20 protein-coding genes and 1 riboswitch are annotated in these 22,625 nt (G+C 70.3%); of the genes, 7 read left to right on the top strand and 13 right to left on the bottom strand.

The features are described from left to right. Nucleotides 1–116 precede the first annotated feature (116 nt). Genes ACIQU6_RS26135 through ACIQU6_RS26145 form a run of 3 tightly spaced genes read left to right on the top strand, consistent with a single transcriptional unit; the run spans nucleotide 117 to nucleotide 4,635 of the window. The gene (locus ACIQU6_RS26135; RefSeq protein WP_403484126.1) at nucleotides 117–569 is read left to right on the top strand and encodes a DUF6507 family protein; all 453 of its coding nucleotides are present in this window, start codon (nucleotides 117–119) and stop codon (nucleotides 567–569) included. Next, nucleotides 566–3,871: a hypothetical protein gene (locus tag ACIQU6_RS26140; RefSeq protein ID WP_403484107.1), complete on the top strand. Its 3,306-nt coding sequence runs from the start codon at nucleotides 566–568 to the stop codon at nucleotides 3,869–3,871. The genes ACIQU6_RS26135 and ACIQU6_RS26140 overlap by 4 nt, the downstream gene beginning before the upstream one ends. Further along, nucleotides 3,868–4,635, top strand: a complete 768-nt coding sequence (locus ACIQU6_RS26145) for a hypothetical protein (RefSeq protein WP_403484108.1) — start codon at nucleotides 3,868–3,870, stop codon at nucleotides 4,633–4,635. The genes ACIQU6_RS26140 and ACIQU6_RS26145 overlap by 4 nt, the downstream gene beginning before the upstream one ends. Before the next feature lie 186 nt (nucleotides 4,636–4,821). Here the strand turns inward: ACIQU6_RS26145 and ACIQU6_RS26150 are convergent, their stop codons facing one another. After that, a complete protein-coding gene (locus ACIQU6_RS26150; protein WP_403484109.1) occupies nucleotides 4,822–5,343 on the bottom strand; it encodes an HD domain-containing protein in 522 nt (173 codons plus the stop codon). A 218-nt stretch (nucleotides 5,344–5,561) separates the two neighbouring features. Here ACIQU6_RS26150 and ACIQU6_RS26155 point away from each other — a divergent pair, with 218 nt between their 5' ends. Next, a complete protein-coding gene (locus ACIQU6_RS26155; protein ID WP_403484110.1) occupies nucleotides 5,562–6,023 on the top strand; it encodes a hypothetical protein in 462 nt (153 codons plus the stop codon). Nucleotides 6,024–6,070: 47 nt separating this feature from the next. Here the strand turns inward: ACIQU6_RS26155 and ACIQU6_RS26160 are convergent, their stop codons facing one another. Next, the gene (locus ACIQU6_RS26160; protein WP_403484111.1) at nucleotides 6,071–7,369 is read right to left on the bottom strand and encodes a hypothetical protein; all 1,299 of its coding nucleotides are present in this window, start codon (nucleotides 7,367–7,369) and stop codon (nucleotides 6,071–6,073) included. An 880-nt stretch (nucleotides 7,370–8,249) separates the two neighbouring features. Between ACIQU6_RS26160 and ACIQU6_RS26165 the strand changes: the two genes are divergently transcribed. Next, entirely contained in the window at nucleotides 8,250–8,423 is a 174-nt protein-coding gene (locus tag ACIQU6_RS26165; protein WP_403484112.1) for a hypothetical protein, read from the top strand. A gap of 3 nt (nucleotides 8,424–8,426) precedes the next feature. Here the strand turns inward: ACIQU6_RS26165 and ACIQU6_RS26170 are convergent, their stop codons facing one another. Then, the gene (locus ACIQU6_RS26170; protein WP_403484113.1) at nucleotides 8,427–9,794 is read right to left on the bottom strand and encodes a peptidase C39 family protein; all 1,368 of its coding nucleotides are present in this window, start codon (nucleotides 9,792–9,794) and stop codon (nucleotides 8,427–8,429) included. A 154-nt stretch (nucleotides 9,795–9,948) separates the two neighbouring features. Between ACIQU6_RS26170 and ACIQU6_RS26175 the strand changes: the two genes are divergently transcribed. Both ACIQU6_RS26175 and ACIQU6_RS26180 read left to right on the top strand, forming a co-directional pair. Further along, the gene (locus tag ACIQU6_RS26175) at nucleotides 9,949–10,557 is read left to right on the top strand and encodes a uridine kinase (protein WP_403484114.1); all 609 of its coding nucleotides are present in this window, start codon (nucleotides 9,949–9,951) and stop codon (nucleotides 10,555–10,557) included. 494 nt (nucleotides 10,558–11,051) lie between these two features. Further along, nucleotides 11,052–12,953 (top strand): AAA family ATPase, encoded by a 1,902-nt coding sequence (locus tag ACIQU6_RS26180; RefSeq protein ID WP_403484115.1) that lies wholly within the window; start codon nucleotides 11,052–11,054, stop codon nucleotides 12,951–12,953. A 139-nt stretch (nucleotides 12,954–13,092) separates the two neighbouring features. On the opposite strand, the gene ACIQU6_RS26185 is transcribed toward ACIQU6_RS26180, so the two are convergent. The 10 genes from ACIQU6_RS26185 to ribD all read right to left on the bottom strand — a co-directional run bounded on the left by ACIQU6_RS26185 (nucleotide 13,093) and on the right by ribD (nucleotide 21,851). After that, complete coding sequence (locus tag ACIQU6_RS26185; RefSeq protein WP_403484116.1) at nucleotides 13,093–14,322, bottom strand: hemolysin family protein; 1,230 nt, start codon at nucleotides 14,320–14,322, stop codon at nucleotides 13,093–13,095. Next, nucleotides 14,319–15,692 carry a hemolysin family protein gene (locus tag ACIQU6_RS26190; protein ID WP_403484117.1) on the bottom strand — a complete coding sequence of 458 codons (1,374 nt, stop codon included), beginning with the start codon at nucleotides 15,690–15,692 and terminating at the stop codon, nucleotides 14,319–14,321. The genes ACIQU6_RS26185 and ACIQU6_RS26190 overlap by 4 nt, the downstream gene beginning before the upstream one ends. Before the next feature lie 176 nt (nucleotides 15,693–15,868). After that, nucleotides 15,869–16,336: a PH domain-containing protein gene (locus ACIQU6_RS26195; RefSeq protein ID WP_274917128.1), complete on the bottom strand. Its 468-nt coding sequence runs from the start codon at nucleotides 16,334–16,336 to the stop codon at nucleotides 15,869–15,871. Between the two features lie 42 nt (nucleotides 16,337–16,378). Continuing rightward, the gene (hisG, locus tag ACIQU6_RS26200; protein ID WP_403484118.1) at nucleotides 16,379–17,227 is read right to left on the bottom strand and encodes an ATP phosphoribosyltransferase; all 849 of its coding nucleotides are present in this window, start codon (nucleotides 17,225–17,227) and stop codon (nucleotides 16,379–16,381) included. Between the two features lie 53 nt (nucleotides 17,228–17,280). Further along, nucleotides 17,281–17,553, bottom strand: coding sequence for a phosphoribosyl-ATP diphosphatase (locus ACIQU6_RS26205; RefSeq protein WP_274917125.1), 273 nt, complete (start codon nucleotides 17,551–17,553; stop codon nucleotides 17,281–17,283). Nucleotides 17,554–17,587: 34 nt separating this feature from the next. Next, a complete protein-coding gene (gene ribH / locus ACIQU6_RS26210; RefSeq protein WP_403484119.1) occupies nucleotides 17,588–18,073 on the bottom strand; it encodes a 6,7-dimethyl-8-ribityllumazine synthase in 486 nt (161 codons plus the stop codon). Between the two features lie 46 nt (nucleotides 18,074–18,119). Further along, a complete protein-coding gene (locus ACIQU6_RS26215; RefSeq protein ID WP_403484120.1) occupies nucleotides 18,120–19,433 on the bottom strand; it encodes a bifunctional 3,4-dihydroxy-2-butanone-4-phosphate synthase/GTP cyclohydrolase II in 1,314 nt (437 codons plus the stop codon). Next, a complete protein-coding gene (locus ACIQU6_RS26220) occupies nucleotides 19,430–20,092 on the bottom strand; it encodes a nicotinamide riboside transporter PnuC (RefSeq protein ID WP_403484121.1) in 663 nt (220 codons plus the stop codon). Before ACIQU6_RS26220 ends, ACIQU6_RS26215 begins: the two co-directional genes overlap by 4 nt. After that, nucleotides 20,089–20,721 (bottom strand): riboflavin synthase, encoded by a 633-nt coding sequence (locus tag ACIQU6_RS26225; RefSeq protein WP_403484122.1) that lies wholly within the window; start codon nucleotides 20,719–20,721, stop codon nucleotides 20,089–20,091. The genes ACIQU6_RS26220 and ACIQU6_RS26225 overlap by 4 nt, the downstream gene beginning before the upstream one ends. A 2-nt stretch (nucleotides 20,722–20,723) precedes the next feature. Continuing rightward, complete coding sequence (ribD, locus tag ACIQU6_RS26230) at nucleotides 20,724–21,851, bottom strand: bifunctional diaminohydroxyphosphoribosylaminopyrimidine deaminase/5-amino-6-(5-phosphoribosylamino)uracil reductase RibD (protein WP_403484123.1); 1,128 nt, start codon at nucleotides 21,849–21,851, stop codon at nucleotides 20,724–20,726. A gap of 153 nt (nucleotides 21,852–22,004) precedes the next feature. After that, nucleotides 22,005–22,135, bottom strand: a riboswitch (FMN riboswitch). Between the last annotated feature and the right edge of the window lie 490 nt (nucleotides 22,136–22,625).

The following is a 22,625-nucleotide window of genomic DNA, read 5'->3' on the forward strand; positions in this document are numbered from 1 at the left end:
GCACGGAGCAGGCGCAGCGCTCCCCGGCAGTGCGCCAACGCGCGGCCGGCCACGGGTAGATGGCGCCGCCGCGCGATGGCGGGATGGTGGAGCAGAGAGGTATGCAGGGGGCGTTCATGGCGTGGTGGGACATTCAACCGCAGGGCGTGCAGGGCCAGTTGAGGACCGTTGGAGCGCACGCCGAGGATCTCGGGAATGCCCTGAGCTCCCTCCTTGCGGACTTGCAGGAGGCAGCCCAATCCGCAGGAACGGCGGTGCCGGGCTCGCAGGCCCTCACGCCGCAGTACGGACCGGTGGCGGGCGGGAGCACGTTGAAGGGGCCAACAGGCGTCTCCCCGTTGGCGCAGACGTCGACGGGCCCGGTCGCCGCCGCGCTGTCCGAGTACGCAACGCGCCGACAGAACGACTTCAAGGCGATGGCCGATCGTTGCCAGGCGGCCTGCCTGGGCGCGGCCAAGGCCACCAGCGAGTACGTCCAAGGTGATCTGGAGGCGGCGCAGAACGCCCAGAACGCCGCCCGTTCTGTGCAGTTGGATGCTCTTAAGGACTTCGGGGGGAAGCAGAGATGAGCGACGGCGCACCGGTCGACCCGTTCGAGGTACCGGTCTTCACCGGTGATCTGGACCTTCTCGAATCAAAGGTCAAGGCGCTGTCGCATGGCGGCCCGAGGGTTGAGACCGCCGGCTCTAACGTCCACAAGTCCTTCGGTGGCCTGTCCGCCTTCTACAAGGCGCCCGAGGCAGAGCAGTTGTTCGGCGTCACCAAACCCGTGGCGGACAAGGCCCACGAGGTCAGCCACGACATGGGCGTCATCGCCGGCGCCCTGGGTACCTACGCCCACGAGGTCCGCCCGCTGGTCGACAAGCTCAAGCAACTCAAGCAAGACGCCGCCGACTTCCGCCACAAGGTCAACGGCAGCGACAACGACTGGCGCGAAGACAGCGACCTTGTCACGGAGAACCGGGCTCGCCGCGACACGATCGCCACGGTCTGGGCCGCGTTCCAGGCAGCCGAACGCGACTGTCACACCAAGATCGTCGGCCTGGTCGGCGGCAAGCCCCTCCACACCATCGACGCTTCCCACCCGGGCGGCTACGGCTACGATGCCAAGACCCTCACCCAAGCCAAGAGCCTGCCCTGGGGCGACGCGGTCGAGGAATCCGTCCCCTGGTGGAAGGTCTGGGACCACGCCTACGAATTCGGCAAAGGCGTCATCATCGACGGCGCGTGGGGGGCCATCAGGGGACTTGGCACCCTCATCGGCGTCGACGGCTGGGACGCCGCCAAACAAGCCTGGACCAACCTGGCCAAACTCGCCACCACCACCGCGCTCCTCGGCACCATGCCCGCCCTGGCCCCCATGTACTTCATGACGCCCGGACGCATGCTCCCCTCCTGGCTACGGGACTCACGCACCGCGATGGTGGAGGCCGGCAAGGCGTTCGTCGCCTGGGACCAATGGAAATCCAACGCCCCCCGTGCCGCCGGCGCGGTCGCCTTCAACGTCGTGACCGCGATCATCACTCGCGGCGGCGGTGCCGCAGTGGAGGGCGCAGGCAAGGCCGGCGCAGCGGTCAGGGCCGTCTCCATCGCCGGAAAGGTCGGCGAGGTCATCGACCCGATGACCTACGTCTTCAAGGGCGCCGGCGCCGGCATATCCAAGATCGGCGACGTCATGGCCCGCTTCAAGGACGCCGGTCACTTCCAGGTCCCGAAGATCTCCGAGGGCGCCTACAGCCTGCCCGAGGGCGCCACCAAGTTGCATGACGGCACAGTGCAGATGCCCAAGGACACTGCTGTTCCGGAGGGAGCGACCAAGCTCCCGAATGGCAACATCAGGCTGCCCGAGGGTACTGTCACGCTCCCGCCGAAGACGGTGAAGGACCCCTTCACCGGCAACTACACGGACTCTGCCGGCCACCTCTACGGCAAAGACGGCAGCCTCCTCCAGCACGCCGACGATGCTCCCAAGAGCAAGTCGTCCCAACCTGCCGTGGGCGCGGACAACCCGCGCATCGAGGCCCCGGTCAACCAGAAGGAGCCGGCCCTCGCCAGCGTCGGCGGACGGGGCGACGATGCCATGCACGTCGGCTCGGACGTAACCAACCCGACCCGCGCCAGCGATAACGCGGGCACCCTTCCTACCGGCGACAAAGCCGATCACACGCCCACCAACAGCCACACGCCGGGCGGCGAAGGCGGCACCTCCCACACCCCGATATCCGGCGGACTGGACAACTCCCCAAGTGCCGCCGGTCACACCACCGACACAGGCGGCACGGGCAGCGCTGGCCACGGCTCGGGCGATGGCCCGTCCACCCCTCACCAAGGCGATGGCCCCGGCCACGCCGGTGACCACACACCAGGTGGTGCCGGAGAAGAACATGCCTCGGGCGGTTCCGGAGCCGATCTCCCGCCCGGCGATGCTGGTACGTCCCTGCCCGACGCCCCGCGGGGCAATCTGCCCGACGGTTCTTGGGAAGGTGAGAACGGCCTGAGCCTGAGCCGAGAGGAGAATGCCGCCGCGGGCGACTTCATGCGCAAGTCCGCAGAGGCAGAGCCACGCATCACCGAGTCGATGCAGGAGATTGCCGGCAAGGCCGACGCCGGGAAGTTGATCGGCCTGGAGTATCGCCTCAAGGGAGAGGACTCCCTCAAGCGCAAGCTCGCCACCGACATGCTCGAAGACATCGGCATGGACCACGGGCAGGTGCTCAGCGGCATCAAGGACTCCATCCGCTACACGATGGAGGTCCCGAGCAAGGGTTACGCCCACGGAGTACAGCAGGCGATCAACGACCTGCAAGCCAAGGGCTTCGAGAACGTCACGTTCAAGAACACCTGGAACTCCGCTGGCTACAAGGGAATTAACTCAACCTGGCGTGATCCGGTCAGCGGTCAGGTCTTCGAGCTGCAGTTCCACACGTCCGAGAGCTTTGCGGCCAAGATGGACGGCCACGTCCTGTACGAGAAGGAGCGGCTGCCCGGCGTCTCTCCCCAGGAGATTGCCGCGATCAAGGCCGAGCAGGCCGAACTGTTCGGCAAGGTGCCGGTACCGCATGATGCGGGCGCCATCAGGATCGGTGCACACGCCGCCGACGATGCGGCAGCGGCGCTGGGCAAGGACCTCGACTCGACAGCTCACGACCTCGGGCCGGTTGGCGACGATGTCGGAAGTTTGGGCAACGACGCGGCACACGCTGACGGCCTGGGTAACGACGCGCTGGACAACGCGGGTACTTCCTACACCCACGGCCCCAACGGCGGTTGGGGAGGGGCCGGTTGGGTCGAACAGCCCTCGGCATACGCGGCGGGTGTGTACGACTCGCTGCGGGCCACGCCCAATCACGTTGACGTCCCCGCGATGGCGCGTAACACCGGTCTCAACGAGGCGGTCATCCGGCAGGTGAAGACCCACATGATCAGGCAACTCCACGACGTCGTCGTCCGGCCTGGGGAGTGGAAGCGCGGTCTCTTTACCCCTCGCGACGACATCGCGGCTCTGTGGGATGGTGCCCGCAAGGGCACACTGGACACGGACCAGGTCGTGGAATTCAAGAACCTGATGACGCACGAGTACGTGGAGAGCCGGTTGATGAAGAGCGGCCTTCCGTACCTGCGCGATGAGACGGGCCTGTGGAGGTGGGGCGACGACGGAGATTTCGAAGGCAGAAAGTCCCCCAAGAGCCTCTCCGCGGCAGGCGCGCACGACCTGGCACCGAACCCTGTACGAGGTGGTTTCGGGACTCAGTGGCAGAAACTCGGCCTCAAGCACCCCAAGACAGACCTCGCCGCCGATTTGTCCAACATCGACGATTTCGTGAAGGATATTGTGCAGGAACTGCGAGCCAAGGGGCTGGACCTGAAGTGACCGAGGACTCTTCACGCAGGGCGTTGGAGCAACTGCGTGCCATTGACTGGGCCGACGACGTCGCGGCATCTGATCATGCCAATTCTCGCGCTCTTCTCATGCGCGAATATCTGCGACGAGCGGCTCTGTGGGCGCGCGCCTACGGGGCGGAGCAGTCCTGGCCGTTCTTCGACATTGCCGAGTACGTCGATGCCGCGATCCAGACTCCCGCCGACGTCGCAGCCGAAGTCGAAGAAGTCCTGGCCGGGCTCGCTCCGGCTTCGCTGAAGCGGACCTGCCGAGCTGCAATCCGATGGGCGGCGCTCCGTGACGCCCGTGACGCCCTGCCCACCGATCCGCCGGACCCCTATGAACCGCTCCTCCTCATGTACGAACGAGGCGGCGGATACTTCCTGGAGGAGTATCTCGACCTCAACGGCGTGATGATCCGACTCGGCAACGTGGAGAGCAACGCTTCCGCCACGCCGTTCCTCACCCTCCTCCCCACCACACTCGACGCACTCGATGCCGAAGGCGAGATCACTTACTACGCGAAGGTCAGCGAGGGCCACCCCAGGCACAGCCCGCGCGGAATCGTCAGACGTCGAATCGACGACGGTGACACCCATGACGAAGCCTTCACCCGGAATCTCCGCTGGGAACCGACTGAATACTTCAAGCGTTACGAACTCGGTCACAATGAAGTCGACCACGTCAAGATCACAGAGGTCGAGGCTGCCGCGTTCATCGAATCGGTGACGGCAAAAATCCTCGGCTCCTCTTGAGCCGTTCCGCGCGGCCGTCGCCCTGAGCCCGGGGATACACATGTGACACGTACACGGGAAAGAGTGTCCCGCCCCATGGCTCCGTGCGGTGGGGCGGGAACGTCGCCATAGGTGTCAACTCGGGTATCTGGTCTGTGGGATCCAGAGTGGGCGGCCTCCTGGAGAGCGTGGCATCCGAGGGCTGGCTCAGGCTTGAGAGTTGGTGCTGGCGGGGCTTCGAACGCAACCATCGAGGCCCAACAGGGCGCGAACGCGGGCATACTTGGCCGCCAGCCGGTCCTGGGTCGTTGCGTCGAGGACGGCCAACCGTGCCGGATCGGCGTTGTGCGCGAGATCGGATTCCTTGATCAGTAGCGCACCGGGCGTGGCCAAGATCCGTGCGGTGTACTCCTCGACCGGCTCGTCGGCCCGCTTGGTGACGGCCAGCACCATGGCCTTGGTCGCCTCGCTGAGGGCAGCCTCCGCCAGCCACGCCTCGCTCAGTGCGTCGTCCTCCACGGCATCGTGCAGCCAGGCCGCCGCGACCTGCTCTTCGCTGCCGCCGCGCTCCCGTACACCGGCCGCGACCGCGGCCAGATGCTCGGTGTACGGGCGGCCGGCCTTGTCGGTTTGCCCCGCGTGTGCGCGCCGGGCCAGTGCCTCCACCTCGGCGAGCGACAGTAGTGGGCGCACCACCTCGGGCGCGGACGGGGTCTCGTAGGAAGCCATACAACCATTGTCGCCGAGCATCTGCCGCGCGGGGTGAGCCTCGGAGGCGACCATCAGCCCGTGAGCATCGGTCACCGTCAACGAGTTGCCACAGCCAGTGCCGTACCGAGGGCCGGGCGCACCCCGCGTGGCGTGCGGGGTATGCCCGGCCGGGGTACTCACCGGGCTCAGCGGGGACGACTATCCTCGTCGTGTGGGAGATGAGAGGCGTAGGTGTAGTGGCTGATCTACTCAGTAGGCAGGAGCTGGAAGTCGAGGTCGAGTTCTATTCGTTCGCCCTGCAAGAGGCGGACGACAGCCTCGTCCCCATCCGTTTCCCCGAGGAATTGGCCTCGGAGGAGTTCGCCACCTTCCGCACCAGGCGAATCGACTTGACCAGCGGCGGACACAGCCACACCGCCCTGCTCTCCGTCGAAGTGTGGGACGGGCAACCGCCACCGGCGGACGACGAGGCGGGGTGCGACGCAGAAGCTGAGGGAGAGATCGAGTCAGTCACTGGCGAGTTGGCGGCGTACGAGATGATGGGTATCTCAGAAACGTCCATCGTCTTGGGACGCCGGGACACTCTATGGCGAGTGCGAATTCAGTGTTCTGGACGCAGTGAGGTCTATCGACTGGCCCAAGTTGATGTGCCCTACGGGGTCGAGCGTTACCTCTTTCGGTTCTGGCCCAGCGAATGACCTTTCACCTGGGTGGAACCGAAGTGCGAGCCCACCCAGGAGTCGCCTCATTTGATGTTCACGATGTATGCATCGACTTCGTCACCCTTTGCGTCACGCCCGTCCAGTACGCGGTTCCTGTCGTAGAAGAGGGAAAGAATGGTCCCACCGGCCTTGTTCTCCGCCTTGGGTATGGGCAACGCTGAGAAGTTGCCCTCAAGAACGTTCCGTTCATATTTGGACTGAGCGGCCCCCTCATACGTGCTGGCGAAGGGGTATTCGTCGCATTCGCGGGGTCCCTTCGGGTCGCTCGTGGCGTAGTTCGCACCCCAGTACATGACGCACATGCTTTGTGCGGCGCGCCTGTTCGCCCGGAGGCGGGACTTGTCACGTGCCAGTCGGTGCAGGGGACGCTTGACCTCGAAGCCGGGAACATCCTTCTTCGGGTTGGGCGGCTTGGTCTTGGCCGGCTGGGTGTGAGCCACGTTGAGGTGGTCGGTAACGGCCTGCTCCGGCGCTCCCTGCTTTGAGCTGTACGGCAGGACAGCCTTATAGGCGAACGCTGCACCACCGCGTTGTTTGGGGTCTGTGGCCTTGGAGTTGGGAAGGTAAGGGGCGGCGTCCCAGTTCATCGCCGTGAACGTCACCCGCACCTGACCAGGGTTCACGCCGGTGTACTCGGGCGGGTACTTCATGGAGACGAACGGGACGTAGGCCATGGTGATGAGGTCATCCGGCTTGGTTCCCTGACCGGCGTCGAACACCACGTTGTGCCTGTAGTTGGGAGATGCCTTCAGGGCGTCGAACGACTCCTTCGGCGGGATCAGGCCGGATTCCCTTTTCTGCGCCTTCGAGACGAGAAGTTTCTGACTGACCTCTGTGGTGACGACGAGTCCGCTCGTCTTGGTGTTTCCCGCCTTCGAGAAGTGCGAGAAGTGGTAATCGAACCGCACTGTCCGGTCCTTGGCGTTGGGGATGGTGCCGAGAACTATGAGGGCAAACCCCGACTCTCCCACAGGCCGGCCGTTCCGTCCCCAAACCTGTTGGAACTGCATTCCGCCACACATCGCGTACCGGGATTTGAAGTAGAAGAGGCCATTGTTCAGGTTGTCCGTGCACTCTTTGTCGGTGATGGTGCGTGGGGGCTCCGGGTAGGTGGCGCCGGTCGACGGAGCCGCGGTGGCCTTTACAGGCCGTTTCGCCTTCAGCCCGTTCGTCAGAAGAGAAGCGGCTGGACCGGCGATGCGATCCTGCTCGGCCTCGGGGCTCCACGTCGAAGGGTGCCTCTCCACACTGGCCAGACCGTTCTGCTGGAGTTCGGCCAGCGACGGCGACTTGCTTCCGAGGGGAAGTACGTAGGTGTCCACCGTGAGGCGCTGCGCCGCTTCACTCGGCGGGGGCATGAGGGCCGTCATCATCAACGCGGCCACCAATGCGGCCCAGATTCGCCGCCGTTGGGGCATAGGTATGCCAAGTTCCATTGTTCTCCGATGAGTTCGATTTGGTCCGCCGTGCGCACGCTAACGACGGAAGCACCGGTTCAGAACTGTTGCTGGCGATGTGACCGAAAAAAGGTGCTCTCGCAGGCTGGGGGCGAGCTGTCGTACGCGCAACCGCGGTTCGAGAGGTCGAGAGCCTGACTCACCGATCGGCCAGCCGTCCCGGAGCCACGCACGCACCCGCCGCGCCGGGCCGTCACTTCACGCCATGAGAGGACCCGTACCTCCTGCACCACGGCCGCGCCAAACCCGTGTCCGCACGCGACCCTCGACACCCCGAACTAGCGACTTATGGGGTGACTTCTCCGATGGCGTCGACGAACTCTCGGCCCCAGCCGCTGAGTTAGTCGCGGTCCTGCTCGTCTGCGAGCCGACTCTGGCCCTCCGGGAGCGGCTCTGGTGGCGTGAGCGTGCCGAGGCGGTACGGGCGCTGCCGCTCGTGGAGCGTAGGCGTTGCGCCTGCATGCTGCTGCCATGCCTCGGCGAAGGCAGTGGCGGTGTCGTGTGCTCTGCGCTGACGCCGGGAGAGCGCGATCGAGATCGGCCAGGTAGGTAGCGAGAGTGTCGGCGCCCTCGGGAGTGAGGGGAGTGAGACTGAGGCGACGGGGTGGGGTGCGAAGGAAGGTCGCGCACACCTCACTCCCACGCTCCCGCCGGCCGAAGATGGGGCGTTGGGCACCGTACGAATCCATCCCGCGCGTACGCAGCGCTTCTGTGACCGTCAGCGGGACGGTATGCAGGGCGGGCCGTGAGCGCAAGAAATCTCTGGCTCGCGCGTTGGCTCGGACACCGGTCCATCGAAGTCACGGTCGATCGGTACGGGCACCTCACCCAGGACGGGCGCGAGCGCTGCCGTCAGGTGGTGGCAACGGCCTTCCGGGACTACCTGCCGGAGGAGTTGCCGGTCGGGCTCGCCGCCTGATCGCTAGCGGATCCCCAGCTCCCGCAGGACGCGATGCTGAGCTGGTGTGGGGTGTGCCGGGAAGTAGAGGTAACAGACCCCACCCGAGCCGGACTTGACCTTGCCCTCGGCGTCCTTGCGTTTGGTCCGCAGCCAAATGGTCTCGAACTGGTGGCGTTGGTAGACGCGGCGGACGGCGGGGTCGTTGGGGGCGGCCGGGTCGTTGGCGATGACGTCGCCGGTGGGGGTGAAGCCGATGACGGTCATGAGGTGGCCGGCGGTGCCGTAACCGGCGCCGTCGAGTTCGGACCTGAGGAAGGACTGGGAGGTGATGGCGGGGATGCCGGCGTGGACGAGGCGTTCGACGTCGTTGAGGGAGGAGAGGCGGGTGACGACGGCCTGGAGGTCGCGGTAGGTGGCGGCGTAGGCGGCGTTGAAGGGCCAGTTGCCGCAGCCCTTGTACTGGTAGTCGAAGGTGTAGCGGGCGGCATGGCAGACCTGGGGGTCGGCGTAGGTGGGGTCGACCCAGGCGAGCTGTTCGCGGGTGGGGCGGCGGCCCCAGTGCTCGATGATCATCTCGGAGGAGGTGGGGCTGCACCACGCCTCTCCCCCGTTGTCGTACTCGGGGTACTGGCCCTTGTGGACCTCCTGCGAGTAGCGGGGGACGCGGAGTTCGTGGCCGACCAGGCCGGGGGTGGAGGGCGGGACCTCGAAGCGGGCCGGGACGTCCGAGGCCATCGCGCCCACGCGCCAGACGGTGGGGGTCTGGGTGCTGCCGGGACCGCGGAGGAGGGTGAGGCGGAGCTGGTAGGCGGTGAAGCGGAGGCCGGTGGTGGGGTCGTCGAGGGCGAGGGTGTCGGTGGAGACGGCGCTGCGGCCGTCCTTCTGGTCGTCGACGGAGGTGCGCCGGATGTCGGCGTCGCCGTCACCGGCGGTCCAGCGGCCCATGACGTACCAGGGGGTGTGGCCACCGTCCGAGTAGGTGGCGCGCAGTTCCACGGCGATCCAGGTGCCGGGCGGGGTGTGCGCGTTCCAGGAGGCGACGGCCTCGGTGGCGGGCACCGGGAGGCGGCGGACGGGGCCGGTCCAGGTCGCGTATTCCCAGGTGGCGGACTTACCGGTGTGGGGGTCGTGGTAGACGGTGGTGCCGACGGGGCGGGCGATGCGGATGCCGGGGCGGTAGCCGGCGGCGACGCGGGTGCCGTGGGCGGTGCCGCGGTGCCAGTCGGTGGGGGTGGTCCAGGCGTGGTAGTCCACGGGGTTCGTCGTCCGGGTCGGGGGCGGTGGCGTGGTGCGGTGGGGGGCGGCGGCCGCGGGGAGGGGGGTGGCGGCGGCCGCGGCGGCGGCGAGCGCGGCGGCCAGGACGGTACGCCGGGGTGCGGAGCTGCTCATGGGGTCCCCCTGTCGGACGTCGGACGCGATCGGGACGTGCGGGGCTGGTGCGAGTGGGCTCAACTATCTCCGTTCCGGGCGGGCTTCGGAAGGCGCTGCGACGCGCGTCGCGCCAGGAACATTGGTGTGGACCACTGATGCGTAGGCTGGTGGGATGACCCCCGACCCGGCCCCTGCCCCGGACCCCGTACTGGATCCGCTCGCCGCCCGGCTGCACACCCTGCCGCCCTCCTGCGGCCCGGTGCGGCTGATCGCGGTGGACGGGCACGCGGGCTCCGGCAAGAGCACCTTCGCGGCGCGGCTGGCCGAGGCGCTGGGCGGCGCCCCGGTGGTGCACACCGACGATCTCGCGACGCACGAGGAACTGTTCGAGTGGAGCGACCGATTCCGGGAGCAGGTGCTCGCCCCGCTGTCCCGTGGCGAGACGGCGCGCTACGGGGTCTACGACTGGGTGCGCCGGGAGTTCACCGAGGCGCGGGAACTGCCGCCGGCCCCGGTGGTGCTCGTCGAGGGCGTCGGCACCGGACGGCGCGCGCTGCGGCCGTACACGGCGTGCCTGCTGTGGATGGAACTGGCGAGCGAGCATTCATGGGAACGGGGTCAACTCCGGGACGGGCCGGGGCAGTCCGCGTTCTGGGATGGCTGGATCCCGGCGGAGCGGGCGCACTTCGCGGCCGATCCGTCCCGACCGCACGCCGATCTCCTGGTACTCCAGGGGCAGATGGGATACGAGGTACACGTGGGACCGGCCGGACGGCCGTGAACAGGCCCGGATTTCACCCTGTGTAGCCGACCGTGGCTGACACGCCGACAGTCGACGAACGGGACCCGCCGAGTGCGCCAACTCGGCTTGACCCAGGGGGCGTACAGGACTTACGTTCTGAATGTGCGGTTCTTCGGACCGCCTGCAGACGCGAAGCCCCCGGTTGTTCCCCCGTGATCGGGGGCTTCGTTCTGCGCGGATTCCTCGCGCGGCGGCCGCCACGGCGCACTTCCTTCACCCAGGGTCACCGCACTCTTCGCGCCGATGCGCCCCCGTTCACGCCCCCGATTCCACCTCGTGCGGCCCTCTACGACCTGCACCGACAGCGCAGGTACGATGCGAGTCTGTGCCACCGCGGGACCCGGACCAGGGCGCGTGGCGGGGCAACTCCCGCCCCCCACACACCGGTTCGGCCAGGGCCGGCCGGCCCTGGGAGCGCGGCCCGGCACACGTCCGGTGGTACACCACGGGGGGACGTTTTGTGGGGGGACGGGATGGATGTCGGCACTCAGGGTTCGCCCGCCCCGGCCGAACTCGCCTGGCTGCGCGCGGTGGACGCCTACACCATGGGGGCCTACCCCCAGGCCGAGGAGGAGTTCCGGGCCGCGGTGCGGCTCGACCCGTCGATGGCCGACGCCTGGCTCGGCCTGCACGCGCTGCGCGCCGACACCACCATGGCGCTGCTGCGGATGCACCAGCACCGCGACCGCTTCGGCGAACAGCGCGCCCGGCACCGACGCGCCCTCAACTCCTGGTACTGGCTGGGCTGGTGGGTCCAACCCGTGCTGGAGACCGGCCGTGACCTCCTCCTGGCGCACGCCTCCCACTGGCTCGACGGCCGGCACGTCGCCGAGCTCGACCAGGCGCTGGCCGGCTGCCCGCCGGTGGACACCGACCCCCAGGTGCGGTTCCTGCACGCCTGCCGCGCCTATCTCGTCAAGGACTGGGACCAGCTCGTCCGGCACACCGAACCGCTGCTCGGCGACCCGGTGCTGGGCATCGAGGCGGGGCTGTTCGGCGGCATGGCGCGGGTCCGGCTGGAGATGTACGGGCAGGCCGAACCGCTGCTGGCCACCGCGCTGATGCGGTGCCGCAGCGAGCAGCCGCAGCGCAAGGAGCTGCGCTACTGGCTCGCCCGCGCCTACGAGGGCACCGGCCGCAGCGCCGCCGCCCTCCCCCTCTACCGCGCGGTGCACCGCGTCGACCCGACGTTCATGGACACCGCCGCCCGGCTGGCCGCCATAGCCGAGGCGGACGGGCTGGACGAGGGCGGCGGCCTGGCGACCGTCCCCGCCCAGGGCCCGGCCCAGCAGGCCGGCGGCGACCTCGATCCGCTGGCGCCGCTGGACCCGGTGGACGGGCGGGAGTTGCTGGTGACCGGCGAGGGGGCCGGGCAGGGGGCGGAGCCGGTGGTGCCGCCCACCGGGGACGGCCGCGCGGCCCGCGCCAAGGTCACCGCGCCGGGCCGCTACGGCGGCAACCGGCTGCCCACCGGGCCGGCCGATCCGGTGCTGCTGGAGAAGGCGCTGGCGGAGCTGGAGCGGATGGTCGGCATGGAGCCGGTCAAGCGGCATGTGCGGGCGCTCTCGGCGCAGTTGCGGATGGCCCGGCTGCGCGCGAGCCAGGGCCTGCCGGTGGCGCCCCCGAAGCGACACTTCGTCTTCTCCGGGCCCTCGGGGACCGGCAAGACCACGGTGGCCCGGATACTCGGCCGGGTCTTCTACGCGCTGGGGCTGCTCGGCGGCGACCATCTCGTGGAGGCCCAACGGGCGGATCTGGTCGGCGAGTTCCTGGGCCAGACCGCGGTCAAGGCGAACGAACTGATCGACTCGGCGCTGGGCGGCGTGCTCTTCGTCGACGAGGCGTACAGCCTCGCCAACTCCGGCTACAGCAAGGGCGACGCGTACGGCGACGAGGCCCTCCAGGTGCTGCTGAAGCGGGCCGAGGACAACCGCGACCGGCTGGTGGTCATCCTGGCCGGCTACCCCGAGGGCATGGACCGGCTGCTGGCCGCCAACCCGGGACTGTCGTCACGGTTCACCAGCCGGGTGGACTTCCCCAGCTACCGGCCGCTGGAACTGACCAAGATCGGCGAGGTGCTGGCCGCGGAGAACGGCGACCGCTGGGACGAGGAGGCCCGCGAGGAGCTGTGCAGCATCAACGGCCACGTCGTCGAACAGGGTTGGATCGACGAACTGGGCAACGGCCGCTTCCTGCGCACCCTGTACGAGAAGAGCTGCGCCTACCGCGATCTGCGGCTGTCCACCTGGCAGACCACCCCGTCCCGGGACGACCTCGCCACGCTCCGCCTGCCGGACCTGATGCAGGCGTACGGCGAGGTGCTCTCGGGCCGCGGCCCGGACCCGCAGGCGCCGCCGCAGGAGCTCGACCTGTAAGAGGGAGCCGACGGGCAACCGGCCCTGCGGGAGCGCCGGAACGGACACGGCCGGCAAGGGCGCAGAAACGGGCGCGGGGCGCGCCGGTGGTCCCGACGCGCCCCTTTCACCGCCCGATCCCGCGGTCGCTCGGCGCCGCTCAGCTCGCCAGCGCGGGGTTCTCGGCCGCCGACGGCACCCCCTCGCGCGACACGTCCGGCGCGTCCGACTCACGCGGCTCGGCCAACTCGTGCACCTCGCCGCGCCGCTCGCCCGTCTCGTCGGCGTCGTCGGCCTCCGTACCGGCCGCGGCCCCCGGAGGAACCACCACCGCCGAGGCGGCCACCGTGGCCGCCGCCTCCGTGCGGTGCGCCGGGTCGCGGACCTCGCCGACCAGCATCTCCAGGACGTCCTCCAGCGCGACCAGGCCGAGCACCCGGCCGGTGGCGTCGGCGACCGCCGCGAGGTGCGAGGCGGCCCTGCGCATCGCCGTCAGGGCGTCGTCCAGGGGCAGTTCGGCGCGGAGCGTGGCCATCGGGTGCCAGAACCGCTGCGGCACCGCTCGGTCCCGTTCCTCCAGGTCCAGGACGTCCTTGACGTGCAGATAGCCCATGTAGGCGCCGCCCGGCGCGCACACCGGGAAGCGGGAGTAGCCGGTCCGCACCGTCAGCTCCTCCACCTGCCGGGGCGTCACCGTCGGTTCGACGGTGATCAGTCCGGCGGGGTCCAGCAGCACGTCGGTGACCGGGCGGCTGCCGAGCTCCAGGGCGTCGGAGAGCCGCTCCTGCTCGACGGGGTCGAGCAGCCCCGCCTGGCCGGAGTCCTCGACGAGGTGGGTGAGTTGCTCGCTGGTGAAGACCGCCTCGACCTCGTCCTTGGGCTCGACGCGGAAGAGCCGCAGCACCCCGCTGGCCAGCGCGCCGAGCAGCGCGGTGACCGGGCGGCACAGCCGGGCGAAGGCGACCAGCCCGGGGCTGAACCACAGGGCGGTCTTCTCCGGCGCGGCCATCGCGAGGTTCTTCGGGACCATCTCGCCGATGACGAGGTGGAGGAAGACCACCAGGGCCAGGGCGATGGCGTAGCCGAGCGGGTGGACCAGGGCGGTCGGCAGCCGGGCGGCCGCGAAGGCCGGCTCCAGCAGGCGGGCGACGGTCGGTTCGGCGACCGCGCCGAGGGTCAGGGAGCAGATGGTGATGCCGAACTGGGCGGCGGCCATCATCTGCGGCAGGTTCTCCAGGCCGTGCAGGACCCGGCGGGCCCGTTTGGAGCCCATGACGGCGAGCGGTTCGATCTGGCTGCGGCGGACCGAGACCAGGGCGAACTCGGCGCCGACGAAGAAGCCGTTGGCGAGCACGAGCAGGACGGCGAAGAGGAGTTGGGCCACGGTCACCGGGCCACCTCCGCACCGGCCGCGACCCGCTCCCGGGCGGCCGCCTCGGGGACCGCGGCAGCCGCGGGGGCCAGCCGGACCAGTCGTATCCGCTCGGCGCGGTGGTGCGAGACCAGCCGCACCCGCAGCCGCCAGCCGTCGAGTTCCGCGGTGTCGCCCGGGGCCGGGATCCGGCCGAGTATGTGCGCGACCAGTCCGGCGACGGTCTCGTACGGGCCCTCGGGGGCGGTGAGGCCGATCCGGCGCAGGGTGTCGACCCGGCAGCCGCCGTCGGCGTCCCACGCGGGCCGGCCGTCCTCCGGCGGGGCCTGGCCGAGCTCGGGCAGGTCCACCCGGTCGTGCTCGTCGCGGACCTCGCCGACGAGCTCCTCGATGATGTCCTCCAGGGTCACCACGCCGGCGGTGCCGCCGTACTCGTCGACGACCACGGCGATCGGCTGCTCGCTGCGCAGCCGCTCCAACAGCGGCTGCACCGGCAGCGTCTCGGGGACCAGCAGCGGCGCCACGGCGATCCGGGCCGCCGGGACGCGCATCCGGTCCTCGGCGGGAACCGCCAACGCGTCCTTGAGGTGCACCATGCCGACGATCTCGTCGAGCCGGGTGCGGTAGACGGGGAAGCGGGAGAGTCCGGTGGCCCGGGTGAGGTTGACGACGTCCTCGGCGGTGGCGTTCGCCTGGAGGGCGCTGACCCGGACGCGGGGCGTCATCACGTTCTCGGCGGTGAGGTCGCCCAGCGAGAGGGTGCGGACGAAGAGGTCCGCGGTGTCCTGCTCGATCGCCCCGGCCCGGGCCGAGTGCCGGGCCAGCGAGACCAGTTCGCCGGGGGTGCGGGCGGAGGCGAGTTCGTCGGTGGGCTCTACGCCCAGGGCGCGGACCAGCCGGTTGGCGACGGTGTTCAGCAGCGTGATCACCGGCCGGAAGAAGCGGGAGAAGGCGTTCTGCGGACCGGCGACGACCCGGGCGACCTGGAGCGGCTTGGAGACCGCCCAGTTCTTGGGCACCAGTTCGCCGACGACCATCTGGACGGCGGAGGCCACCAGCATGCCGATGACGACCGCGACGCCCGGTATGGCGCCCTCGGGCAGGCGGAGGGCGCGCAGCGGGTCGGAGAGCAGCTCGGCCAGCGCCGGCTCGGCGAGCATGCCGACCACCAAGGAGGTGATGGTGATGCCGAGTTGGGTGCCGGAGAGCTGGAAGGAGAGTTCCCGCAGTGCGGAGACGACGGTGCCGGCCCGGCGGTCGCCGTCGGCCGCGGCCCGTTCGGCGTCCGCCTTCTCGACGGTGACGAGTCCGAACTCGGCGGCCACGAAGAAGCCGTTGGCGAGGATGAGTGCGAGTGCCGCAAGGAGGAGCAGCAGGGGGCCGGTCATGCCGCCGCCTCCGTCGTATGCGGGGGTTCGGGAGGGGCGGCGCAGGTACTACAGGACGATCCGTCCATTGCCGGAGGGAGTCACTCCTCGGGTCGTTGGGTTCCCCTCTGCGGGGACGGGGCGCGGGCGCGCCCCGGAGAACAGAGTAAACAGCGGTGCCGGCGTCAGGGCCAGGGTCATCGGCCCGTGTGGTCGACGGCACCGTGCCGCTCGACGAGGTCGCGCAGCGCCCGGGCGTCGCGGATGGCCTGCTCCCGGGCGATGCCGGGCTGGATGCCCATCGCGGGCAGGCTGGTGCCGTCGGCGAGGTCCAGATGGACCCAGGGGTCGCCCGCACGGAGGTTGACACGCAGCACCTGGGCCCAGGCCAGGTCGCGCCGGGTGGTGAGGTTGACGATCCGCACGCCCTCCGGATGGGCGACCACCTTGGGGCGGCTGAGCAGCATCAGGACGGCGGCCACCAGGACGCCGGTGGCCACGAAGCTGATCCGCTCGCCGCCGCTCAACTCCGGCAGCAGCAGCGCGATCGCGACGAGGGCGGCGAGCTGGGCGATGCCGACGGTGTACAGGACGGCCCGGGTGCGGGTCGGCCGGAAGGTCACCGGGAGGTCGGGGAGGGCGGCGGGGGACGCGGGCGCGGACACGGGTCGTCTTCCGTCAGGGGGTGTGGGCGGGGCGGTGGGTGTTCAGAGCCGGCAGGCGTGGATGCCGGTGGTCAGGATCGCGCGGGCGCCGAGGTCGTAGAGCTCGTCCATGATCCGCTGGGCGTCCTTGGACGGGACCATCGAGCGGACCGCGACCCAGCCCTCGTGGTGCAGCGGGGAGACGGTCGGGGACTCCAGGCCCGGCGTGAGCGCCACGGCCTTCTCGACCTGGTCGACGCGGATGTCGTAGTCCATCATCACGTACCGGCGGGCCACCAGGACGCCCTGCATCCGACGGAGGAACTGGCGGACCTTGGGGTCGTCGTCCGGGGCGCCGGTGCCGCGGATGACCACGGCCTCGGACTTGAGGATCGGCTCGCCGATGATCTCCAGTCCGGCGTTGCGCAGGGTGGTGCCGGTCTCCACGACGTCGGCGATGATCTCGGCGACGCCGAGCTGGATGGCGGTCTCCACCGCGCCGTCGAGGTGGACGACGGAGGCGTCCACGCCGTTGTCGGCCAGGTGCTTGGTGACCAGGCCGGAGAAGGAGGTGGCGATGGTCATGCCGCCGAAGTCGGCCACGCCCTTGGCCGTGCCCGGGCGGGTGGCGTAGCGGAACGTGGAGCCGGCGAAGCCGAGCTGGAGGATCTCCTCGGCCGGCGAGCCGGAGTCGAGCAGCAGGTCCCGGCCGGTGATGCCGATGTCCAGCTTGCCCGAGCCGACGTAGACCGCGATGTCGCGGGGGCGCAGGAAGAAGAACTCGACCTCGTTCTCGGCGTCGACCAGGACCAGCTCCCGACGGTCCTTGCGCTGGCGGTAGCCGGCCTCATGGAGCATCGCCGACGCAGGCTCGGAGAGTGAACCCTTGTTGGGGACAGCGATGCGCAGCATGACGGCGATTTCCTTTACGGCTGGGAGAGTTGGGGATTGCGGGGGGGGGTGGTTCAGAGGTGGGCGTAGACGTCGTCGAGGGAGATGCCCTTGGCGACCATCATCACCTGAAGGTGGTAGAGGAGCTGGGAGATCTCCTCGGCGGCGGCGTCGTGCGACTCGTGCTCCGCGGCCATCCAGACCTCGGCGGCCTCCTCGACGATCTTCTTGCCGATGGAATGGACGCCGGACTGCACCAGCTCGGCGGTGCGGGAGGTGGCCGGGTCGCCGGTGGCGGCCTTCTGCTGGAGCTCGGCGAAGAGCTCCTCGAACGTCTTCTTGGACATGATGTCGCCTACCCTACGCGGTCCCCTCGTCCGGTCAGCGCCAGGGCTCGGCGACGGTGCGGAGCGTGGCGGCGGTGGCGACCGCGGCGGTGACCGCCTCGTGGCCCTTGTCCTCGACCGACCCGGGCAGGCCGGCGCGGTCCAGCGCCTGCTCCTCGGTGTCGCAGGTCAGCACGCCGAAGCCGACCGGCACGCCGGTGTCGACCGAAACCTGGGTCAGGCCCTGGGTGACGCCCTGGCAGACGTAGTCGAAGTGCGGGGTGCCGCCGCGGATGACGACGCCGAGCGCGACCACCGCGTCGTAGCCGCGGCCGGCCAGGACCTTGGCGACCACCGGGAGTTCGAAGGTGCCGGGCACCCGCAGCAGCGTCGGCTCGTCGATGCCGAGCTCCGACAGGGCCCGCAGCGCGCCGTCCACCAGGCCGTCCATGGCCTTCTGGTGCCACTGCGCGGCGATCACGGCCACCCGCAGGTCGCCACAGTTCTTCACGGACAGTTCGGGTGTGCCCTTGCCGCTCATGCTTCTCCTCTTACGGGTGATGGTGTGGGGGTCCGGCTGACGGTCGTCACTGGTTGCCGCAGGGGGCGGTCGCGGCGGGGTCGGCGGCCGGGCCGGCGGCGCCGTCCAGCCAGGGCAGGTCGTGTCCCATCCGGTCGCGCTTGGTGCGCAGGTACCGCAGGTTGTGCTCGCCGGCCTGGACGGGCATCGGCTCACGGCCAGTGACGGTGAGGCCGTGCCGCACCAGGGCGTCGGTCTTGTCGGGGTTGTTGGTCAGCAGCCGCAGCGAGCGGACGCCGAGGTCGGTGAGCATCCGGGCGCCGGCTCCGTAGTCGCGGGAGTCGGCGGGCAGCCCCAGTTCGAGGTTGGCGTCGAGGGTGTCCCGGCCGTTCTCCTGGAGTTCGTAGGCGCGCAGCTTGGACAGCAGGCCGATGCCGCGTCCCTCGTGGCCGCGGAGGTAGACCACCACGCCGCGGCCGGCCTGGCTGATCCGGCGCAGCGACGCCTCCAGTTGGGGGCCGCAGTCGCAGCGCAGCGAGTGGAAGACGTCCCCGGTCAGGCACTCGGAGTGGACCCGGACCAGGACGTCCTCGCCGTCGCCGAGGTCGCCGGCGACCAGGGCGATGTGCTCGACGCCGTCGACCGTGGAGCGGTAGCCGTGGGCGGTGAACTCGCCGAAGGCGGTGGGAAGTCGGGTGGTGGCCTCGCGGCGGACGGTGGGCTCCGCGGAACGCCGGTAGGCGATCAGGTCCTCGATGGAGATGATCGACAGGCCGTGCTTGCGGGCGAACGGGACGAGCTCGGGCAGCCGCAGCATGGTGCCGTCCTCGCCAGCGATCTCGACGATGGCGGCGGCGGGGCGCAGTCCGGCCAGCCGGGCGAGGTCCACGCCGGCCTCGGTGTGGCCGTTGCGGACCAGGACGCCGCCGGGCTTGGCGCGCAGCGGGAAGATGTGGCCGGGCCGGACGAAGTCGCCGGGAACGCTGTCGCCGGCGGCCAGCAGGCGCAGGGTGGTGGCACGGTCGGCGGCGGAGATGCCGGTGGAGACGCCGTGCGCGGCGGTGGCGTCGACGGAGACGGTGAAGGCGGTCCGCATCGACTCGGTGTTGTGCTCGACCATCTGCGGCAGGCCGAGCCGGTCCAGCTCGGGGCCCTCCATGGGGGCACAGATCAGGCCGCGGCACTCGCTCATCATGAACGCGATGATCTCGGGGGTGGCCTTCTCGGCCGCGACGATCAGGTCGCCCTCGTTCTCGCGGTTCTCGTCGTCCACCACGACGACCGGCCGGCCGGCGGCGATGTCGGCGACGGCCCGCTCGACCGGGTCCAGGGTGAGGTCGTCGGAGTCGACCTCGGCGTACCAGCTCTGCAGTGCGGTCATGCCGCGACTCCTTCCAAAGCGGAGCTCTCCGCGACGGCGGCGGCCCGCGAGCGGAGCCACCAGTCGCGCATGCCCCATGCGACGAGGGCGAGGTAGACGACGTAGACGAGGCCGGAGAAGGCCAGGCCGCTGCTGAAGGCGAGCGGGACGCCGACGACGTCGACCAGCAACCAGGCGAACCAGAACTCGACCAGTCCGCGCGCCTGGGCGACCATCGCGGCGAGCGTGCCGACGAAGATGTAGGCGTCCGGCCAGGGGTTCCAGGACAGCTGCGGGACCAGGGTGAACAGCCCGCCGACGGCCAGCGTGCCGACGGCGGTGCCACCGATCAGCAGCCCGCGCTCGCGCCAGGTGGCGAACCGGACGGCGATCGAGCCGTCCTGGGCCTGCCGGCGGCCGCGCTGCCACTGCCGCCAGCCCCACAACGCCACCCCGATGACCAGCAGTTGCTTGCCGACGCCGCCGCTGAGATGGGCGGAGGCGTAGGCGGCGACGAGGATGACGCCGGAGAGGAAATGGGCGGGCCAGGTCCATATCGAGCGTCGCCAGCCGAGCGCCAGGGCGGCCAGGCCGACGGTGTTGCCGATCATGTCGGACCAGATGACGCGCTGCCCGAAGGCCGTGAACGCCGGGCCGTTGAGCCACTCCAGTACGCTCACCGGTCCGTCTCCTGGAGCTCCGCGAGGTCGTCCGTGCCCTTGCCGCGGCCGAGCAGCCGCTCGACGTACTTGGCGAGCACGTCCACTTCGAGGTTGACGGGGTCGCCGGGCTGCTTGATGCCGAGGGTGGTCAGGGCGAGCGTGGTGGGGATGAGGCTGATGGTGAAGTGGTCGTCGGCGGCGTCGACGACGGTGAGGCTGACGCCGTCGACGGTGATGGACCCCTTCTCGACGACGTAGCGGGCGAGTTGGGCGGGCAGCCCGACCTTCACCACCTCCCAGTGCTCGCCGGGCGTGCGCTCAAGAATCGTGCCCGTGCCGTCGACATGGCCCTGGACGAGGTGCCCGCCGAGCCGGCCGCCCAGCGCCATCGGGCGCTCCAGGTTGACGCGCGAGCCGGGGGCCAGCGCACCGAGGCTGGAGCGGTTGAGGGTCTCGGCCATCACATCGGCGGTGAACTCGCCGCCGCCGGTGTCCACCACCGTCAGACAGACGCCGTTGACGGCGATCGAGTCGCCGTGCTTGGCGTCCTCGGTGACGACGGGGCCGCGCAGGCGGAAGCGGGAGGAGTCACCGAGGTTCTCGACGGCGACGACCTCACCCAGTTCTTCGACGATTCCGGTGAACACGGTCAGTTCTCCTCGGTGCGGGCGTGGCGGTTGGGGGTGGCGGTGATGCGTAGATCGGGGCCGAGGCGGGCGGTGTCGGTCACATCGAGCCGCAACGCCTCGGTGAGGGTGGTGATTCCGGCGTCGCCGACGGCGGCCGGGCCGGCGCCGAGCAGCACCGGCGCGAGATAGCCGACGACCCTGTCGACGGCCCCGGCGGCGAGGAAGGCCCCGGCGAGCGTGGGCCCGCCTTCGAGCAGCACGGACCGCACGCCGCGGGCCGTCAGGTCCCGGAGCAGGGCGGGGAGGGACAGGCCGCGGCCCTCGGGCGCGCGCGGCAACCGGACGATCGGCGCGAGCCCTTCGAGGTGGGCGGCGTCCGCGTCCTCGGCGACCGCGATCAGGGTCGGGGCGGTCCCGTCCAACACCCGGGCGCCCGCCTTGACCACGCAGGCGTCGGAGTCGAGGACCACCCGCAGCGGCTGGCTGACCTCGTCGTCCGCGAGCCCGGCGATCCGCGCGCCGAGCTGCGGATCGTCGGCGCGGGCGGTGCCGGAGCCGACCACGACCGCGTCCGCCGCGGCCCGCAGCCGGTGCACATCGGCCCGCGACTCGGGCGAGGAGATCCACCGGCTGGTGCCGTCGGCCGCGGCGATCCGGCCGTCCAGGGTGGCCGCGTACTTCCACAGCACGAACGGGCGGCCGCGCAGCACCGACGTCAACCACGCCTCGTTGCCGGCCGCCGCCTCGTCGGCGAGCAGCCCGCCCTCGACGTCGACGCCGGCCTCGGCCAGCGTCAGCGCGCCGCCGGTGGCGGTGGGGTTGGGGTCGGCGACGGCGTAGACGACGCGGGCGATGCCGGCGTCGATCAGCGCCCGGGCGCACGGTCCCGTCCGCCCGGTGTGGTTGCAGGGCTCCAGGGTGACCAGCGCGGTCCCGCCCCGGGCCCGCTCACCCGCGGCGCGCAGCGCGTGGACCTCGGCATGCGGCCCGCCGGCCCGCTGATGCCAGCCCTCGCCCACGATGTCGCCCGCGGCGTCCAGGACGACGCAACCGACGACCGGGTTCGGGCTGGTGTGACCGAGGCCGCGGGCGGCGAGCTCGACGGCCCGGCGCATCGCCGCGATCTCCACGGGGGCTTCGGTGGCCACCGGGTCCTCCTGCCTCTTCGGGCACGGACTCCGGGGCTGTCGAGAACGACAGGAGCGGACGCGAAACGCACGACGACACCGGTACCGAAAGGCGTGGCCCGCCCGAGAACGTTCGGACGCGCCGCCGACGGCGGTGTACTTCGAGCTCGCCCGCCGCGCACTGCCTCCCATCCGGACTTTCACCGTCGGTGCAGGAATTCCACCTGCTCAACCGGCCGCTGGCTGCGGACGGGTCGCGGACTATTACCGCCGGTTCGGAATTACACCGACCCCGGAGTGCGCTGCTGCTTATGTCTGTACGCGCCCAGTCTGCCATGGGGGTCGGGGGCGGGGGAGGCCGGCCTTTGTGGCCTCCCTCACGTTTCGGCCTGGCGGCCGGTTGGTTCCCACGTTGTCGGCGTGCCCGCCGTGGGGGTTGGTGTTCTTTGCGCCTGCGGCGCGGATCCGCTGCGCGGGGCTGTCGGGGTGCGGTGACGGGCCTCCGGGGGCGGCATGCCAGACTGCTTCGCTTTACGTCTGGCCTACCACCCCCGAAGACCCGCCCCCTCCCGTTGAAGGGTGGAATTTCTCTGGGCGGCGGCTGGCCATCGTGGTCCCCTGACGGTCATCGCCCGGCCGCTGGGACCACTCGTCCTCTTGCGGTCACCACTCAACCCAGCAGCCCGAGTTGACCCACCGGCAGGATGTGGCACTCACCGTTCTTCCCACCCACCAACGGGAGGGGACGGGCCGGAGGGGTGGGGGTGCCAGACGTAAAGCGAAGCAGTCTGGCAC

It is taken from the genome of Streptomyces sp. NPDC090442 (assembly GCF_044769405.1).
Taxonomy (GTDB): Bacteria; Actinomycetota; Actinomycetes; order Streptomycetales; family Streptomycetaceae; genus Streptomyces.

Excerpts from the sequence above, each read along its gene's own strand:
- ACIQU6_RS26135 (WP_403484126.1), top strand. The coding sequence starts at position 117 with ATGGCGTGGTGGGACATTCAACCGCAGGGCGTGCAGGGCCAGTTGAGG.
- ACIQU6_RS26140 (WP_403484107.1), top strand. The coding sequence starts at position 566 with ATGAGCGACGGCGCACCGGTCGACCCGTTCGAGGTACCGGTCTTCACC.
- ACIQU6_RS26150 (WP_403484109.1), bottom strand. The coding sequence starts at position 5,343 with ATGGCTTCCTACGAGACCCCGTCCGCGCCCGAGGTGGTGCGCCCACTA.
- ACIQU6_RS26170 (WP_403484113.1), bottom strand. The coding sequence starts at position 9,794 with ATGAGCAGCTCCGCACCCCGGCGTACCGTCCTGGCCGCCGCGCTCGCC.
- ACIQU6_RS26175 (WP_403484114.1), top strand. The coding sequence starts at position 9,949 with ATGACCCCCGACCCGGCCCCTGCCCCGGACCCCGTACTGGATCCGCTC.
- ACIQU6_RS26180 (WP_403484115.1), top strand. The coding sequence starts at position 11,052 with ATGGATGTCGGCACTCAGGGTTCGCCCGCCCCGGCCGAACTCGCCTGG.
- ACIQU6_RS26190 (WP_403484117.1), bottom strand. The coding sequence starts at position 15,692 with ATGACCGGCCCCCTGCTGCTCCTCCTTGCGGCACTCGCACTCATCCTC.
- hisG (WP_403484118.1), bottom strand. The coding sequence starts at position 17,227 with ATGCTGCGCATCGCTGTCCCCAACAAGGGTTCACTCTCCGAGCCTGCG.
- ACIQU6_RS26205 (WP_274917125.1), bottom strand. The coding sequence starts at position 17,553 with ATGTCCAAGAAGACGTTCGAGGAGCTCTTCGCCGAGCTCCAGCAGAAG.
- ribH (WP_403484119.1), bottom strand. The coding sequence starts at position 18,073 with ATGAGCGGCAAGGGCACACCCGAACTGTCCGTGAAGAACTGTGGCGAC.
- ACIQU6_RS26215 (WP_403484120.1), bottom strand. The coding sequence starts at position 19,433 with ATGACCGCACTGCAGAGCTGGTACGCCGAGGTCGACTCCGACGACCTC.